This window comes from Pseudomonas sp. 20P_3.2_Bac5, assembly GCF_025466035.1.
In the GTDB taxonomy this organism is placed as follows: domain Bacteria; phylum Pseudomonadota; class Gammaproteobacteria; order Pseudomonadales; family Pseudomonadaceae; genus Aquipseudomonas.
Window position 1 is genome coordinate 1 of sequence record NZ_JANLOA010000076.1, and the last position, 14,030, is coordinate 14,030.

10 protein-coding genes are annotated in these 14,030 nt (G+C 65.3%); all 10 read right to left on the reverse strand.

Going from position 1 to position 14,030, the window contains the following annotated elements:
- On the reverse strand, positions 1–2,960 hold a 2,960-nt coding region (locus NTD88_RS14395; protein ID WP_262154965.1), incomplete at its 3' end, for a hypothetical protein.
- Between the two features lie 83 nt (positions 2,961–3,043).
- The gene (locus NTD88_RS14400) at positions 3,044–4,870 is read right to left on the reverse strand and encodes a Hint domain-containing protein (protein ID WP_262154966.1); all 1,827 of its coding nucleotides are present in this window, start codon (positions 4,868–4,870) and stop codon (positions 3,044–3,046) included.
- Between the two features lie 737 nt (positions 4,871–5,607).
- Positions 5,608–7,569 carry a response regulator gene (locus tag NTD88_RS14405; protein ID WP_262154124.1) on the reverse strand — a complete coding sequence of 654 codons (1,962 nt, stop codon included), beginning with the start codon at positions 7,567–7,569 and terminating at the stop codon, positions 5,608–5,610.
- A complete protein-coding gene (locus NTD88_RS14410) occupies positions 7,559–8,431 on the reverse strand; it encodes a sensor histidine kinase (protein ID WP_095159627.1) in 873 nt (290 codons plus the stop codon). Before NTD88_RS14410 ends, NTD88_RS14405 begins: the two co-directional genes overlap by 11 nt.
- Positions 8,424–9,440, reverse strand: a complete 1,017-nt coding sequence (locus NTD88_RS14415; protein WP_410017279.1) for an ATP-binding protein — start codon at positions 9,438–9,440, stop codon at positions 8,424–8,426. Before NTD88_RS14415 ends, NTD88_RS14410 begins: the two co-directional genes overlap by 8 nt.
- On the reverse strand, positions 9,431–9,835 hold the full coding sequence (locus NTD88_RS14420) for an anti-sigma regulatory factor (protein WP_095159628.1): 405 nt from the start codon (positions 9,833–9,835) through the stop codon (positions 9,431–9,433). Before NTD88_RS14420 ends, NTD88_RS14415 begins: the two co-directional genes overlap by 10 nt.
- Positions 9,832–10,194, reverse strand: coding sequence for an STAS domain-containing protein (locus tag NTD88_RS14425; protein WP_095159629.1), 363 nt, complete (start codon positions 10,192–10,194; stop codon positions 9,832–9,834). Before NTD88_RS14425 ends, NTD88_RS14420 begins: the two co-directional genes overlap by 4 nt.
- A gap of 4 nt (positions 10,195–10,198) precedes the next feature.
- Entirely contained in the window at positions 10,199–11,050 is an 852-nt protein-coding gene (locus tag NTD88_RS14430) for an STAS domain-containing protein (RefSeq protein ID WP_095159630.1), read from the reverse strand.
- 184 nt (positions 11,051–11,234) lie between these two features.
- Entirely contained in the window at positions 11,235–11,993 is a 759-nt protein-coding gene (locus tag NTD88_RS14435) for a class I SAM-dependent methyltransferase (protein WP_095159631.1), read from the reverse strand.
- A gap of 147 nt (positions 11,994–12,140) precedes the next feature.
- On the reverse strand, positions 12,141–13,568 hold the full coding sequence (locus NTD88_RS14440) for a PLP-dependent aminotransferase family protein (RefSeq protein ID WP_262154123.1): 1,428 nt from the start codon (positions 13,566–13,568) through the stop codon (positions 12,141–12,143).
- Positions 13,569–14,030 lie beyond the last annotated feature (462 nt).

The window sequence follows — 14,030 nt, forward strand, 5'->3', positions numbered from 1 at the left end:
TCGAGGGTCACCCGCAGGCAGGCGCGCGGCACCGCGCGGCCACGGAAATAGGCGACCGGCACCGTCCCGCCCGGGACATTGCTGGCGCTGGAGAGCGCGGTAAAACTCTCGGCTGCGGCGAGGGTGAAGTTGCTCGGGGTGTCGGTGGGCGCGGGGTCGCTGGCGCCGTCCAGGGCCGTCGGCGAGAACAGGCGGTAGAAGGGCCTGATAAAGGCCGGGAAATACAGGTCCGCCGCATCGGCCACGCCACCCATCTGCTGGGTGGTGTCATGGGACGGCGGCGGAGACACCGACAGCGCGCCGCCGCCCACCAGTTGGCCGATGAACGAGTCCCAGCCGGTGGTGATGTTGCCCGAGCTGTCGATGAACTGATTGACCTCGTAGTCCACCGCGGGACCGGCGACGTAGCCGTTGCTCCAGCGCAGCGCCGACGACGATTGCGAGATGGCTTGGTACGGGCTGGCGGCGACCCGCAGGATCATGCCCGGGCGCAGGTCCACCGAGCCGAGGGTGGCGGCGGTATCGGCTGAGGGGAACGACAGGCCAAAGCCGTAATACAGGGATTCCTCGAAGGTCTGCGGCATCACCCGCGCCAGCGCATCCTGCAAGGCGAGGATGCCCCACGGCGCGGCGCCGGCGCTTTCCAGTGCTTTCAGGAAGGCGACGTAGGCCAGCAGCAGCGGCGCGCGAATCGGCTCAGTGCCGAAGGTCCACGGTGAGTCGGTACCGCTGGAGGCAATCGCCAGGCTGTAGGGGTAGGTGGTGCCGCTGGCCGCCGCCAGGGTGAACGGCCCCTGGCTGATCGGCAGGCCGCTGAGGCTGCCGGTCTTAGCGATCTGCGGCAGGTACAGGGTCAGCGGCGCAGTGGGCGCGGTGCCGGCGAGGGCGGTGGCCAGCGCCTGGGCCGGGATCAGGTAAGGGAAGGCGGTGGAGGCACTTTGTGCCGACGGAATGAACGCGCTGCTGTAAAGCGCCGTGGCCTGGCTGGCTGGGCCGATATTGTCGATGCCGGCGACCGGCTGGTTGGCCTGCGCGACCACGCTCAGCGTCGCTGCCGGGTTGCTCGGGACATAGGCCCAGCGTTGTTCGAGCACGCCCGCCGTCGAGGTGAACGCCTGGTCGACCGAGGTGCTGCCGGCGACGGTCTTGAGCACCGAGACCTTGTAGGTCTGGCCATCCGGCACGGCATTCCAGCGCGCGCTCAGGGTGGCGCCGTCGTAGCTTACGGCGAGGCCGCTCACCGGCGTGTTGGCCAGGGCGAAGGGCGCGCTGGCCGGGCCGAGCAGGGTGACGCCGTTGACCACGCACGCGGTACGCACCGTCACCCATGACGGTGTGCCGGCGCTGGCCAACTGGCTGGCGCTCAAGACGGTGCTGGTGCTGCTGACATCCAGTGACTGGCCGTTGGGCAGGCGCAGGCGGTAGCCGGTGATGCCACTCAGCGCGGCCCAGCTCAAGGTGCCGCTGCCGCTGACGGCGTCGACCAGCCAGCCGCCGATTGCCGGCACCGCCAGCGGGGCCGCCGTCGCGGGGGTCGAGGTGTTGCGTGCCGGACCTCTGGCCGGGGTCAACCCGACACTGACCACCGCAGGTGTGCCGCTGGTGACCTGCACCGGTATGGCCACGCGGGCGGTGTTGCCGTTGACACTGACGCTGCTGGCAGCCACGCCGTCGAGCAGCAGGGTGACGGCGGTGCTGTCCGGTGCGACCACCGAGACCGGCGCCTGCCAGGTGACATCCAGGCTGGCGCCGTCGGCGGACACCGCGAGCGCGGTGAGGGCGGCCGTGCCGGTGACCAGCGGCAGCCATTCGCCTTCGGCACCGATACCGCCATTGTTGTTGGCGATGATCTGCGCGACCCAGTTCTGCGTGCCGTCCAGCGGCGTAGCAAGGGTGATGCTGGCCGAGGTGGCGCCGGGATTGTTGACCGTGTTGGAAAAACTCTGGCCGCTGGATAGCGACAGTGCCTGCACGGTGAACCCGGTGACCGCCGGGTTGCTGGTCATCGACCAGTTCAGGTTCAGGGCGCTGCCGCTGTAGTTGGCGGCGGTGATCAGCGGCCGGGTCGAGACGATCGGCACCAGCGGGCTGACCAGGCCGGCGCCGCTGGCGGTCAGCGCGGTGACCGTGAGCTGGAAGGTTTCGCTCTCGGGCAGGGCGGCGGGCAGCGCCAGGATGCCGTTGCTGACCGTGGCGCCGGGGATGTCGACGCTGTAGCTGACGCCGCTGGCGAACCCGGTCGCGGCCAGGCGGTAGCCGCTGATGCCGCTGGCGGCCAGGCCTTCCCAATTGGCGACGATATGGTTGCCGTTGCGGTACAGGCTGGTTTTCTTCAGGACCGGCCGGATCATCGAGGTCGGCGGGAACTGCGCCTGGTTGGAGCGCGCCGAGGCACTGCTTTCGCCCACGGCGGCGACGCACACCACCCATTGCGAGTCGTCGCCCAGGCCACCGCCGAGTTGCGCGTTGTCGATTACCGCCGAGGTGCTCTGCGTACCGGCGACGTTGGCCGTGTAGGTGGTGCCGATGTTGTTGGAAAACACCACGACCTGATAACCGGCGCCCGCCTGTGGCGAGGGTTCCCAGCTCAGCCGCAGGGCATGGCCGTCATACTGCGCCGACAGCAGGGTCGGGCGGGCGGTAGGCAGGATCAGCGGGGCGCTGTTTTGCCCCGGCGTGTCATCCCACTGCGCCTGGACCACCACCTGGTAGCTGACGTCAGTGTTCAGCGGCTCGGTCAATGTCAGGCTGCCGAGGTTGCTGGTGCGGCCCGCGATGACCGCGCTTTGGTGCGTCAACACCGCTTCGCCGGCCCCGAGGTAGGCCAGCTGGATCACGTAGCCGGTTACCCCGGTGTCCGCCGAGGGTTGCCAGATGACCCGCACGCTGTTGCCGTCATAGACGGCGGAAACGATGCTCGGGTCGTTGGCGTTGTTCAACGCATTTTCGTGGACGGCCATGGGCGCCTCCGGAAAAAGGGCAGGGAAATGAGTGCGAAAGGACGGGTGACCGCGGGCAGCGCGAGGGCGCTGCCCGCAGTGCCTTACTGGTCGTTATCGAAGTCCTGCAGCCATTCCTTGGGCAGGCTGGCGCGGATTTCGGCGGGGCTGCGCATCGGCACGCGGGACTGCACGGAGGCCAGCGATTGCTGCATGTTGGCGTCGCCGGTGAGCAGGCCGCCGGCGTAGTAGGTGCCGGGGTTGGGGTAACGCTGGGTCAGCAGGTTATGCACCTTGCCGGTGTAGTTTTCCTGGGTCAGGGAGGTCACCGCGGCGCTGCCGTCGACGGTCAGCAGTACATCGCCAACCCGCAGGGAACGGGCCTGCACCGGCATGCCGTTGGCGAGGATCATCGGGTGAGTGCGTGTTACAAGGACGTTCTGCCCGCCGTTGGTCTTGACCCGGATCATCGGGTGGATTTCGCCGCCCTTGGTGGTGCCGAAGACCTGGCTGGTCTTGCCGTCGGCGCTCTTGACCGTTTCGTCGCCCTTGCCGGTGAAGGCTTCCACCGCGCGCTGGCTGCCGTCGGCGAGGGTGATGGGCGTTCCTTCGGCCAGGCAGCCCTGCATGATGTACAGCGGCGGGATGATGTTGACGCCGGGCTGGCCGATGTTGGCGCGGTCACTGTTGAAGTTCAGGGTGCCGAACGGTGGTTGCTGGCCAGGGGCACCGTTTAGTGCCACGTAGCCGGTGACCCACAGATAAGCGGCGGTGCCGTCGTAGTAGTTGATGCAGTTGCCGGTGTTGGGGAAGGCCGTCGCCGGATAGTTCCAGGTAACGGTCTGGCCACTGGTGCTCCAGTATTGCGACTCAAGCACGCTGCCTTGCTGGTAGTAGACCTGGCAGCCACCGCCCGTGGGGTTCTGGATGGAGATGGTGATCACCCCGGTCGCCGGGTTCAGCGGGGTATTGGCGAAGGTCGCCGAACCCGACAACGGGAAGACGAAGTCGGTCGGGTGCGCGGTGGAGTTCCAGTAATCGCATTCCTGCTGGCTGCCGCGTGCCCAGCACAGCTTGATCTGCTGGGTGTTGTCCTTGGTGTTGGTGCACGTGGTCTGGTAGCTGCCGGTGCAGTTGCCGTTGTTGTCGCGCACGCAGTAGTTGGGCTGGTTCATGCAGGCGGCGGTGGGGTTGACGGTGTCCTGGTAGGACTGGATGAGCATCACCGGTGGGTCATTGGGTGCGGCATTTTTCGGGAAGTAATAGAACATCGCCTGGGCTTTGGTGGTCGGGTTGCCGTCGGCGCTGGGGACCTGGCCCTGGACGTCCAGGCGAAAGTCCGTGCCTTCGCCATACTGGGATTTCGAGACGTTGGCGTAGACGTTGCCGGTTTCGACTTCGAACAGCTCCATGATGATCGTGGTGCTGACCGTGCCGTCGACCACCGACGAGATACCGGTGGCCTGATAGCCCGGCTGGCTGTCGGTCAGCGCCTTGCTCTGTGGCGCGGTGTTGTCCTGGGAGAAGGTGGCGATGAAGTTGAGGTTTTCTGGGCCTTCGCTGACTTCGTCGCTCAAGGCCACGGCCTTGGCGGGCTGGCCACCGGATTTCTTCAGCGCCGCGACACCGGCTTCGTGGCCGGCGGCGAGGGTCTTGAACAGGTGCGGCGAGCGTTCCGGGGTTTTGCCGGCACGCTTGAGGGTTTCGAGGGCAACGCGATAGTGCAGCGGGTTGGCCAGATTGAGGCGGTGAGGGATGCCTGGCTTGAGTTCGGCGTCGAGGGCTTTGAGGTCGGCTTTCACCTCATTGGACAGCGGCGGCGGTGCCTTGTCGGTATAAGCCTGCGCTGACGCGAGCCCGATCGGGGCAAGTACGGCAGCAAGGGTGAAAAGGGCGTGACGCACAGCCCGGACTACATCGCGAGTCGCCATGGTGGGTTCTTCCCTGAGTTGAATTCAGGCGGCTCACTGGGTCCTTGTGAGCGCCAAGGTGTCAGAAACATAGTTGGGGGATGGTGAATCTGCAAATGAATGTTTCAGCGCTTTCCAGTGTGGATCAATACTTAGTCCACGCAGGAAAAGCCCCGGTGGCACGGGGCGAAACTGCGTTTTATGACTGATTGGTCAGGCTGGGTCCGGCTATTTTCGTGGGCTGCGGGGCATTGTTGAGGAGGTTGGGGGAGGCGTTTTGATATCGCTTTTCGCGGGAGGCGGTGGTGGCTTCGGGGGGGCGCAATTATTTTGGTTTTTTTGTGGGGTTCCGGGGCGCGTCTTCGAAATTAAGGTGGTTGTCGCACTATTGGGCCCTTCGCGAGCAAGCTCGCTCCTACCGGATCGGTATCGCTTTCTTTTGTGTAGGAGCGAGCTTGCCCGCCGCACCTTGTCCAGCAACTCGCTGATCTGGAACGGTTTGACCCGCATGTCCATGCCCGGCGCAATTATTTTGGTTTTTTGTGGGGTTCCGGGGCGCATCTTCGAAATTAAGGTGGTTGTCGCACTATTGGGTCCTTCGCGAGCAAGCTCGCTCCTACCGGATCGGCATCGCTTTCTTTTGTGTAGGAGCGAGCTTGCTCGCGAGGGGCGGGCGCTGGCAAGCCAGCGCCCACAAGGACGGGGTCGCTTCAGATTTCGCCCATTTTGCACCAACACCCAAACCCCAGATTTCCGCGTCAGGCAACCGGCACCGCGCCGCCGCCATCCAGCGCCCGCCGCACCTTGTCCAACAACTCGCCGATCTGGAACGGTTTGAACAGCATGTCCATGCCCGGTGCCAGGAACGCCTGGCGGTTGAGCGCGCTCTGGGCGTACCCGGTCATGAACAGGATCGGCAGCGTCGGCCGCCAGCCCCGGGCGACATCGGCCAGTTCACGGCCGCTCATGCGCGGCAGGCCGACATCGGTCAGCAGCAACTCGATGGACGGATCGTTCTGCAGGTTCTCCAGCGCCAGTTCGATGCTTTCCACCGCCGTGCAGCGGTAGCCGGCATCCAGCAGCACTTCACTGACGAACATCCGCACCGCCGGCATGTCTTCGACGATCAGCAAGTGTTCACCATGCCCCTGCGGGTTGACGCTGTCCGGCACCACGCTGGGCAGCGACGGAGCGCTGCTGGCCGGGAGGATCATGGTCACTTCCGTGCCCCGGCCGATCACGCTGCGGATGTAGGCGTCGCCGCCGGACTGGCGGGCGAAGCCGTAGATGGTCGACAGCCCGAGGCCAGTGCCCTGGCCCAGCGGCTTGGTGGTAAAGAAAGGTTCGAAGACCTTGTCGATCACGCTGTGGTCGATGCCGATGCCGTCATCGCGCACCGACAGCGAAACGTACGCGCCGTCCTGCAGCTTGGGGTTGCCGAGGGCGGTGGCGCTTTGCGTGGTGACCCAGATAGTGCCGCCCTGGGGCAGGGCATCGCGGGCGTTGATCACAAGGTTCAGCACCGCGCTTTCCAACTGCACCGGGTCGACCAGCGCGGTCGCCGGTTGATCGGTCAGTTCCAGCTTGAGGGCGATGCGTTCGCCGATGGTGCGGATCAGCAGTTCTTCCAGCGAGCGCACGTGCTCGTTGATGTCCACCGGACGGGTGTCCAGCGGCTGCTGGCGGGCGAAGGCCAGCAGGCGGTGGGTCAGCGAGGCGGCGCTGGTGGCGGAGTTGAGCGCGGCGTCGGCATAGATCTGGAGCTTGCCCGCCGGCTGCCCGCTGGTCTGTTTACGGATCAGCTCCAGGCTGGTGATGATCCCGGTAAGCAGGTTGTTGAAGTCGTGGGCGATACCGCCGGTGAGCTTGCCGAGGGCGTCCATTTTCTGCACCTGCAGCAGTTGTGCCTCGGTACGGGCGCGCTCGGCGACCTCTTTCGCCAGTTGGGTGTTGGCGTCGTCCAGTTGCGCCCGGTGCGAGCGTTCGCGGTGGCGGTGCTCGGTGACGTCCTCGACGAACACCAGGCTGGAGCCCGGCGTGCGGTAGGGTGAAATCTGCCACTCGGTTTCCCGTCGTTCACCCCTGACCCACATGTTCAGCGTGCCTTTCCAGCGCTCGCCGTCGGCCAGACGCAGGCGCAACTCGCCGATCGTGGCCGACGGGTTATCTTCCAGGCAGTCGTGCAGGGCGTCCGGGTCGCCGTTGTTCGGCAGCAGCCGGGCGAAGGCGTGGTTGCATTCGTGGACGGTCAGGTTGGCGTCGAGCACAGCGATGGGCGCCGTGACGTTGGTGAAGATCTCGCGAAAGCGCGCCTCGCTCTCGCGCAGTGCGTGTTCGGTGTCGCGAACCCGCAGCAGGGTGCGCAGGGTCGCCAGCAGCACGTCCGGGTCCACGGGGTGGATCAGGTAGGCGTCGGCCCCGGCGTCGAGGCCGGTGATGATGTCGCCGGTCTGGATTGAAGCTGCGGAGACGTGGATCACCGGTAGCAGGGCGGTGAGCGGGTCGGCACGGAGTTTACGGACGATATCGAAGCCGCTCATGTCCGGCAGGTTGACGTCGAGGATCAGCGCATCGGGTCGCTCGCGCTCGATCAGGGCCAGGCCTTCGCCGCCGGTGCCCGCTTCGAGGACCTCGTAGCCGTGGCGGTCCAGGCGTCGGCGCAGGGCGTAGCGGGTGGCGACGTTGTCGTCGACGATCAACAGGCGGATGTCACGTTTCATCGACAGACTCCATGGCCACGGCCAGCGGAATGATGACGAAAAAGGTCGAGCCCATGCCGGGCTCGCTCTGCACCCCGACTTCGCCACCGAGCAAGGCGGCGAAGCGCTTGCACAGCGACAGGCCGAGGCCGGTGCCACGCAGGCGTTTCTGCAACGGCGAGTCGACCTGGGAGAAGTCTTCGAACAGCGCGTTGTGCAGTTCCGGGGCGATACCGATGCCGGTGTCGCTCACGGCGAAACGCACCTTGTCCGGGCTTTCCAGGCTGGCCGAGACGCGTACTTCGCCGCTGGTGGTGAACTTCAGCGAGTTGGAAATGAAGTTGCGCAGGATCTGCGCGAGCTTCTTGTCGTCGGTGTAAAGCCGTGGCAAGCCCAGCGGTTCCTCGAAGATCAGCGCCACTTCGGCGGTGTTGATGATCGGGCGGAACATGCCGCGCAGGGCGGCGAACAGGTCGAGCATGTCGAACCAGCCGGGGGAGATGGTGATGCGCCCGGCCTCGATCTTGGCCAGGTCGAGCAGGTCGTCGACCATGTCGCTCAGCTCGCGGGTGGCGTTGCTGACGAAGGCCACCTGCTTGTGCTGTTCGGGGCTCAGCGGGCCGTCCAGTTCGTCGGCGAGCAGGCTGGTGATGCTCAGGATCGAACCCAGCGGGGTGCGGAATTCGTGGCTCATGTAGGACAGGAAGCGGCTTTTCAGGTCCGAGGCCTGGCGCAGTTGTTCGGCCTGGGTGTCGAGTTCCGAGTACAGCGCGAGGACGCCCTGGTTGGTTTCTTCCAGTTCGGCACGCAGCGCCTCGGTCTCGTTTTCCAGGCGCTGGAACAGCGCGCGCTGTTCTTCGCTGAGGGTGGACAGGTCAGCCATGAGTAGCCTCCAGGGCGACGACCAGTACCGTGGCGTCGTCGCGGCCACGGCAGAAGTCGCGGTGCAGGACGGCGGCGATCACCGCCGGATGGCGATGCACCAGGCCGGGATAGTCGCGCAGGTTCCATCGGGACTGCAGGCCATCGCTGTACATGATCAATAGATTTCCGTTCACGTGAGCATAGTCAAAGGGCTGGGCTTTCCGGTATTGCACGCCGACGATGCCGGGGTGCGAGGTCAGGCCGCGGAGTTTTTCCGGGCCGATCAGGTTGGCGCCGATATTGCCGATGCCGGTGAAGCGCAGGCTGTCGCTGTTGGCGTTGAACTGCGCCACCGCCACCGCGCCGCCGCGGCTGCCGATCATCGCCTGGTGCATGTCCTGAAACAGGTCCTGGGGCGCGGCGAAGGGCATGCTCGCGAACACCTTGCGGCCGGCCAGGGCGGCGCGTTCGGCTTCTTCGCCATGGCCCAGGCCATCCACCACCAGCGCGCTGATGCCGTTGCTCGACAGCACCAGTTGCCAGCAGTCGCCGCAGGCCGGGTCGTTGTGCAGCGAGTGCTGGCTGGCGCCGAAACGCAGGTCGGCGTTGCGCTGGCCGCCGGCATAGAAGCGCGTCAGCAGCACCGCGCCACGGTCGTCGGCGTACATGTCGAAGACTTCCGCCTGGCGCGCTATCGCGCCCAGGCCGATGCCCTGGGTGCCCCGGGTGGAGAAACCGTCGGTCAGGCAGGCCTCGCGGTCGAAACCGCCGGCGCGATCGATCGCCAAGATTTCCACGCCGACGCCGGTTTTACCGGGCACCGTCTGCACGTGCAGCTCGCCCCGTGCGGCGTGCTTGAGCAGGTTGCTCGCCAGTTCCGTGGTAACCAGCGCCACCCGCCCGGCATCGCCTTCGTTGAAGCCGAGCTGTTCGGCGAGCTTTTGCGTGGTACGGCGGGCGTAGCCGATCTGGCTGACGTCTTCGATGAGCAGGACCTGAGTCAGCGCACCTGCGATAGTCACGTCCATCGGGTGATCGTTATGCGGGTGCCCTCGCCGGGCGCGGTGTCCAGTTCGAACTCTTCCACCAGCCGCTTGGCACCCGACAGGCCCAGGCCCAGGCCGCTGCCGGAGGTCCAGCCGTCAGTCATGGCCAGGCGGATATCGGGAATGCCGGGGCCGTTGTCGCTGAACTTGAGGCGCAGGCCCACGCGCGGCCCGTCTTCCAGCACCTGCCATTCCATATCGCCGCCGCCGCCGTAGACCATGGTGTTACGGGCCAGCTCGCTGACCGCGGTGACCAGTTTGGTCTGGTCGATCAGGCGCATGCCGCACTCGGCGGCGACCTTGCGCGCGGTCTGGCGTGCCAGCACTACATCCTGTTCCAGGCGGATCGGTTGGGTGCCGCTGCTGCGCACGATCATTGTCGGGCTACTCGTTCCTGGAGCAGGCGCATGCCCCGCTCGACGTTCAGCGCCGTGCTGACGCCGGGCAGGGTCATGCCAAGTTCAACCAGGGTGATCGCCACCGCGGGCTGCATGCCCACCAGCACCGTGCGGGCATCCATGATGCTCGACAGGCCGGAAATGGTGCCGATCATCCGGCCGATAAAGGAATCGACCATGTCCAGCGCGGAAATATCGATCAGCACGCCCTTGGCGGACGTGCGGCTGATGCGCTCGGACAGGTCGTCCTGGAGGGTCATGGCGAGTTGGTCATGCATGTCGACCTGGATGGTCACCAGCAGGAACTCGCCCATTTGCAGAATTGGAATGCGCTCCATGGGTTCAGACCGGCTTGACGATGCTGATGCCCAGGCGGGTCAGCGCGAGTTTCAGGGCGTCAGCCAGGTTGGCCTTGGTCACCACGCCTTGCAGGTCCAGGCCCAGGTGGACGATGGTCTGGGCGATCTGCGGACGCACGCCGCTGATGATGCAGTCGGCACCCATCAGGCGGATCGCGGTGACGGTCTTGAGCAGGTGCTGGGCGACCAGGGTGTCGACGGTGGGTACGCCGGTGATGTCGATGATGGCGATTTCGGCGCCGGTATCGACGATGCGTTGCAGCAGCGACTCCATCACCACCTGGGTGCGTTGCGAGTCGAGGGTGCCGATCATCGGCAGCGCCAGTACGCCGTCCCACAGCTTGACCACTGGGGTGGACAGTTCCAGCAGTTCTTCCTGCTGGCGCTTGATCACCGACTCGCGGGACTTCTGGAAGGTGCGGATGGTGTGCATGCCGAAGGCGTCGAGCAGCTCGGAGATTTCCCAGAGCTGTTCGGCCAGTTGCGCCGGATCGTCACGGTAGTGGCTTTGCAGCAGGCCGAACAGCGGGCCCTTGAGGGAGAAAATGAAGTTGGCGGTCTGGTGCGAGTCATGGCCGAGCAGGGCGCGGCTATGGGAGAGTTTTTCGAGGAACTGACGGGTTTCTTCCCAGCCCGGGACATTGATATTGGTGCCGCTGTTGTTCTCCAGCCCGCTGGTCACCAGTTGCAGGAACTCCGAGGTCTGCTGTTGCAGATCGTGCTCCTTGAGGTTGCGGGTCGAGCCGCTGGCTTCCAGGCCCTTGGTCCATTCGCTCAGCAATTGACTGCGTTGGGATTTGATCGCGTCGAGCGTACTGGTGCTGAATGCTGCCATGTTCGTGATTGCTCCTGAGAAAGAGGTCCGGTTTACCCACGCTACCGGTATTCGACAGTAGCACTGCCGAAGGGGAATTGTTTGGCGCCGTGCCACTATTGGCGGCGAATGTGACTCGGATCATTCGGCTATGCAAATGGTTCCGTGGCCGGAAGATTTGCCAACGGCCGCCCGCCCCCCGGTTTCAGTCACGAAGGCGCCCGGCGCGGATGGTCAGCGGCCAGGTGATCCGGCGGCGGGTGGCCGGGTCGCCCCATTCTTCGGCGAGGTGTTGCGCCAGGGTGTCCACTGGGTTGGCGCCGAGGGCTTTTTGCGCGGCCTTCACTGCCGACCAGGTGTTCAGGTAGCCGATCAACTGCGCCAGGGTCCACTGCATCTCGATGACTTGCGGCGGCACCTCGATTGCCGTGAAGGGGAAGGGCAGGTCGCGGTAGCCGGTTTCCACATGGCGCCGCTCGGGCGGCCAGTAGCTGGCGATGTCGTGGTAGTAGAACTGCTGCAGGTGACGGTCCAGCTCGCCTTCCAGGTGCAGTACGCCGTAGGTGATCAGGGCGATGGCCGCTTGTGGCCGGGCGATGCGCCGGGCCTCGGCGTAGAAAAGGTCGAGGTCCAGCCAGTGGGCGGCCTGGGCGACGGTGATCAGGTCGACGCTGTTTTCCGCCAGGCCGCTGTCTTCGGCCTGGGCGGTGCGGTAGATCACCCCTTCGCGGGGTTCAGCGGCGGCGATCTGCGCGGCGCTGGCGTCGGTGGCCAGCACCTCGTCGAAGCGCTCGGCCAGCAGCACCGACAGTTGCCCGGTGCCGCAACCGCAATCCAGCGCCCGGCCGGTGCCGGGGCTGATGCTGGTCAGTTCGTCGATCAGTTCCAGCGGGTAGCCCGGTCGGTAGGCCGCGTAGCCGGCCGAGCCGCTGGAGAAATGATCCTTGAAATTCGTGCTTGTCATGACCGGCCTCTGTCTTTCTTTTTGGTTGACCGATGCTAGCGCCAGTCGTGGCGCGGCGACCATTCGACCTTTTTCCGCCCCTGCGGCCGGGAACTGGCGCAAATGTCATGGGATCGCCGGTGGGTCAAGGCAAGCGCACGCCACCCATCACCGCTCTTTCGCCCCGCGAATATGTTTGACCAGCAACTTCTCCAGTTGCTCCCACAATGCCGGGTCGGTGCTGAAGGCGACGTTGAAGCGCATCCAGCCGGTGGCCTGGGAGTCCACCAGGAACAACTGGCCAGGGCCGAGCATGATGCCCTGGTCGAGGGCGTCGTCCACCAGCGCGGCGCTGTCGGCGATGGCCGGGTGGCGGGTCCAGATGTACATGCCTTCGTCCGATTCGATGAACCGTTCGAAACCCAGCCGCGCCAGTTGCCGGCCCACTTCCTGATGCGCTTCGGCCAGGCGCTGGCGCAGGCGCTTGAGATGCTTGCGCCAGCGGCCGTCGGTGATGGCGGCGTAAACCACCCGTTCCATCACCTGGGAGGTGGTCAGCCCGGAACGCATTTTCAGTTGCACCAGGCGCTGCATCAGTTCCGGGTTGGCCAGCATGTAGCCGACCCGCACGTTGGGCGAGATGCTTTTCGAGTAGCTGCCGACGTAGACCACCTGCTGCAGGTGATCAAGGGTAGTCAGGCACGGCTGCGGCTCTTCGATCATGTCGGCGTAGAGGTTGTTTTCCACCAGGAGGAAGCCGTGCTGGGTCGCCAGTTGCAGCAGGCGGTGCAACTGCACCAGCGGGGTTCGCGAGCAGGTCGGGCTGTGCAGGTGCGGCTGGGTGAAGAACACCGTCGGGCGATGATGGTCGAGCAGCCCCTCCAGGTGCTCCAGGTCGTAACCGTTGGGCGTGCGCGGCACGCCGAGCAGGGTCGCGCCTTGGAAGCGCAGGATGCTCATCAGGTTCGGGTAGCCGGGATCGTCCACCAGCACCACGTCGCCGGGCTTGACCAGCGTGCGCACCGCCAGGTCCAGCGCCTGGCTGGCGCCGTGGGTGAGCATCAACTGGTTGGGCGGCACGACGATGCGCAGGTCCTGTTGCAGGTTTTGCGCGGTGAGGGTGCGCAGTTCGGCCAGGCCCATGGGGTCGCCGTAGCCGCTCAGTTCCATGACGCTGCTGGCGACCTGGCGCAGGCCGCGGCGCAGGCCGTCCTCGAACATCCAGTCGTTGGGCAGCCAGCCGCAACCCGGCTTGAACGCCAGTTGCCGGCTTTCGAAGATCTGTTGCAGGTACCACTCGGAGTTGAACGCCGGCTTGGCCGGGTCCGGTTCGCTGGCCTGGGGATCGAGCAGGTCGCCGGCGGTGCGGTTGACGAAGAAGCCGGCGGTGCCGCGGCTGACCAGCAGCCCCTGGGCCACCAGGCGGTCATAGGCTTCGACCACGGTGAAGGTGCTCACCGAATATTTCGCGGCGAAGGCGCGGATCGATGGCACCTTGGCGCCGGGCTTGAGAGTCTGGTTCTCGATCGCTTCGCGCAACCCGTTGATGATCTGGTTGACCAACGGGGGCGAGGCATCGGGGCGTAGTTCGAACATGGGGAAGCAGTGCCTTCGAGTGAGCGTAACGCCGGCCGCGCATGCGCTGTATTGCATTGACGGCCTGTACAGTGCAGTGACGATTAGTGCGCGCTGTGCATGGCTCTTGAGGCCGTACATTTTTACATTAGGTAGCAGTTACCGCTAGATCAATGCCGTGAAGCTTCATGAACAACCGCTCGTCGAACCATGAATTCTCGATGCAAGGCCCAGCCCTTGTGTCTCTCCCGCTGATACCGGCGTGTGAAATCGTCGGAAACAGCGTTCTTGCAGCACCTTTCAGGCCCACCGGACGAGCCTGAGTACGACACAAAAGCTGCCCAGCATTAGCCGTTCGTCGGCCCGGGCAGCGTCGTGCACGTCGAATCAGAGCAACTGATGCAGTAGGGGGGGGGGCCTCAATTAGCGCCCCCGGTGTGTTTACATGGATAAAAAAAAAACCGGGTATTCCACATATGGAAC

What these genes read in the sequence shown, in the direction of transcription:
- NTD88_RS14415 (WP_410017279.1), bottom strand. Translation starts at nt 9,440, where the DNA reads ATGGACGTGACTATCGCAGGTGCGCTGACTCAGGTCCTGCTCATCGAA.
- NTD88_RS14440 (WP_262154123.1), bottom strand. Translation starts at nt 13,568, where the DNA reads ATGTTCGAACTACGCCCCGATGCCTCGCCCCCGTTGGTCAACCAGATC.
- NTD88_RS14425 (WP_095159629.1), bottom strand. Translation starts at nt 10,194, where the DNA reads ATGGAGCGCATTCCAATTCTGCAAATGGGCGAGTTCCTGCTGGTGACC.
- NTD88_RS14405 (WP_262154124.1), bottom strand. Translation starts at nt 7,569, where the DNA reads ATGAAACGTGACATCCGCCTGTTGATCGTCGACGACAACGTCGCCACC.
- NTD88_RS14400 (WP_262154966.1), bottom strand. Translation starts at nt 4,870, where the DNA reads ATGGCGACTCGCGATGTAGTCCGGGCTGTGCGTCACGCCCTTTTCACC.
- NTD88_RS14430 (WP_095159630.1), bottom strand. Translation starts at nt 11,050, where the DNA reads ATGGCAGCATTCAGCACCAGTACGCTCGACGCGATCAAATCCCAACGC.
- NTD88_RS14435 (WP_095159631.1), bottom strand. Translation starts at nt 11,993, where the DNA reads ATGACAAGCACGAATTTCAAGGATCATTTCTCCAGCGGCTCGGCCGGC.
- NTD88_RS14420 (WP_095159628.1), bottom strand. Translation starts at nt 9,835, where the DNA reads ATGATCGTGCGCAGCAGCGGCACCCAACCGATCCGCCTGGAACAGGAT.
- NTD88_RS14410 (WP_095159627.1), bottom strand. Translation starts at nt 8,431, where the DNA reads ATGGCTGACCTGTCCACCCTCAGCGAAGAACAGCGCGCGCTGTTCCAG.